General features: G+C 61.8%; 2 protein-coding genes and 1 pseudogene. 2 read left to right on the forward strand and 1 reads right to left on the reverse strand.

The features are described from left to right. On the forward strand, nucleotides 1-1,307 hold a 1,307-nt coding region (locus tag ACRCSW_RS00835), incomplete at its 5' end, for a type IV secretory system conjugative DNA transfer family protein (RefSeq protein ID WP_438702105.1). Between the two features lie 86 nt (nucleotides 1,308-1,393). Here ACRCSW_RS00835 and ACRCSW_RS00840 read toward each other — a convergent pair. Further along, nucleotides 1,394-2,341 carry a GntR family transcriptional regulator gene (locus ACRCSW_RS00840; RefSeq protein ID WP_438702106.1) on the reverse strand — a complete coding sequence of 316 codons (948 nt, stop codon included), beginning with the start codon at nucleotides 2,339-2,341 and terminating at the stop codon, nucleotides 1,394-1,396. 124 nt (nucleotides 2,342-2,465) lie between these two features. On the opposite strand from ACRCSW_RS00840, the pseudogene ACRCSW_RS00845 reads away from it, so the two are divergent. Then, nucleotides 2,466-2,717 (forward strand): annotated as a pseudogene (locus ACRCSW_RS00845) (hypothetical protein); the annotation flags it as partial.

Genomic DNA, 2,717 nt, shown 5'->3' on the forward strand with positions numbered 1-2,717 from the left:
GCGAGAACTTCGCCAAGACCTCCATCCATCGCAAGCACGGGCTGAAGAACAGCATCTGGTACTTCTCGCCCTTCGATGAGGACCGGGGATCGCACCGCTTCAACCCGCTCGCCCGGATCGCCGCCCTGCCCTCCGCCGAGCGTCAGTACACCGCGCTGAACTCGATGGCCGACCTCTTCCTCATCCCGGAAGGCGAAAGCGCCCAGAGCTTCTTCAATGCAGGCAAGCGGCTCTTCATCGCCTCGTGCCTCTACGCCATCGAACAGCGCCGCCCGACCTTGGGCTTTGCCGGTGAAATCATGGCCGGGGGTGGCGACAAGAAGAAGAGCTACACGGCCATTGCCGAGACCACGAATATTCCGATCGTCTCCCGCACCTTCCTGGAGATGGCCGACGTCCCGGAGAAAACCCTTGGGGCCTATGTGTCTGTCATCCAGGGATCCGGGCTCGAGCTTTGGAACGACCCCGCGGTCGACCGGGTGACCTCAGCCAGCGACTTCGACTTCTCAACCTTCCGCCGCGACCCCCAAAGCCTCTACATCGTCGTCCAGCCCGAGCACCTGAAAACCCTGGCTCCCCTCGTCCGCCTTCTCTTCGCGGATGCCATCGCCTCCCTCCAGCGCCGTGAGCCTGGTCCTGACGAACCCCATGCTGTCATGTTCCTGATGGACGAATTCGACCAACTCGGCCGTCAGCCCCTTGTCCTCTCTTCCATCAAGACCATCCGCAGCTTCGGCGGACGGTTTTTCATCATCTCTCAGACCATTCCCGGTCTTGATGACATCTATGGCGAAACCGGGCGGCGCTCTCTGCAGGGCGGCGCTGGTGTGCAGATATACATGACGCCGCAGGATGACCGAACGGCCGAGGTACTGTCGAATGCCTTGGGGCGCTCCACCATCACCGCAGTGACCGAAAGCCAATCACGGGTGCGTGCGCTCGAGGACAGCGCCAATGTCAGCAGGCGGTCCGAGGAGCGGCCGTTGATTTCGGCGAACGAGGTGCTGCGGTTTCCGCTGGATGAGGTGCTGGTGCTGCCCGAGGGACAGTATCCGATCCGGGCGCGACACATCCGATACTATGAGGATCGGCACTTTGGTCCGATTGATCGAGCACGGAAGGGGAAGGCGCTGCCGACAATACAAACGGGCGGGGCGGATAGCAGGCTTGCGCCTGTCGGAAAGCTGTCAGGGTTGACTGAGTCCGCTGGACCGGCGGGCGCCGAGGTCTTCGGAGAAGCGGCACGGGTGTTTCAGGAAATTGCGAAGAGCGCCAAGCGCACAAGGAAGGTGCCCGCTCGGGTCTGACGAGTACTTAGTTGCTGACCCGCACCGCATCCTCTTATGGGCAGGCTTCGGCCCAAAGCGGACAGTTGCTTTTCGCTGTCATGCCTTCACGGCGTTGGACTCGCCCAGTCGGTGAAAACGCTCTTTACCGGGCCTGCATCATCGCGCAGAGATTCGAACGCTACGCGGTCGGGGTGGTTCCAGGAAATTAAGAATTCGGCCGGTTGACCGTCGCGGTCATAGACAGTCGAGCGCATGGCAAGGGCACCAACCCCCGGGGCAAGGCCAAGAAGATCTGCCTCGATTTCTGGGGCGGCGGCAACGCTCACGTGGAAGTCCGAGGTCGCAAAGGTCATGCCAAAGCGTTCGCGCAAAAGGGCGTAAAGCGATGGCGCGGCGAAAACATCGGCGGCGACCAGTCCGGGAACGCGGTGCTGCGGCAAGTAGCTGGTTTCGACGCAGAAGGGCACTGCGTCCGACAGTCGAAGCCGCTTGATCACGATGACCGGTGCGCCTTCGTCTAGGTGCAGCCGGCGCGCGATATTTGCATCGGCCTGCGCCTGCTCGAAGAATAGAAGGCGCGCGCCGGGTTTATGACCGGCCTGGCCCACGACTTCCGAGATCGCCGTCGAGACCCGCTTGGACAGCGGCCGCACGACTGCGGGTTCGGGCAAGAACGTGCCTGCCGTGCCGCGGCGTTCCAGATGCCCCGCGTCAACAAGCTGGTTCAGCGCCTTGCGCACTGTCATGCGCGATATTCCGAATCGCTCGGCCAGTTCGCGCTCGGATGGAATGCGGTCGCCGTGCGACATGCCGGTTTCCAGCATGAGATTGCGCAAAAGCAAGTGCACCCGGGCCAGCGCCGACCCGGGGCGCTGTTCCTGGCTTATGAAGGCTGGGATGGGCATTTGGTATACACCGACAGCAGGGCAAGCGTTGAAATCGGCCCGATTTTCCGCCGGTAGCAGGGGCCACTTGCCCAAATTACTATACCAATGTTCCGCGCGGGGCAAACGAAAAGCCACCTTCTTCCCTGTCACGCCGCAGCGCGGCATGGGAATTCGCCGATTTCGGCAAGAAAACCGTTGCCTTGGTCCACTTGGTATGGAAACTATTATACCAATGCTAACCAAACCGGGCAAACTGGTATAGTCCGGTCAACCAACAAGGGAGAGTTCGATGAAGCACCTTCTCGCCGTGACCGCACTGGCGACCGGCATCCTGGCATCGCTGCCGGGGCTGGCCCAGGACAAGACCGTGGTCAGTTTCCTGCACAAGTTCCCCGAGCCTGAGAACATGGCCTACTTCGACGCCGCCGTGGCCGAATTCGAAGCCGCCAACCCCTCGATCGACATCGTGATGGAGGCCGTCGCGGATGAACCCTACAAGGACAAGATCCGGGTGCTGATGGCCTCGGACCAGGTGCCGGAC

Origin of the sequence: Tabrizicola sp., from assembly GCF_051645465.1 — a bacterium.
Lineage (GTDB): Bacteria > Pseudomonadota > Alphaproteobacteria > Rhodobacterales > Rhodobacteraceae > Tabrizicola.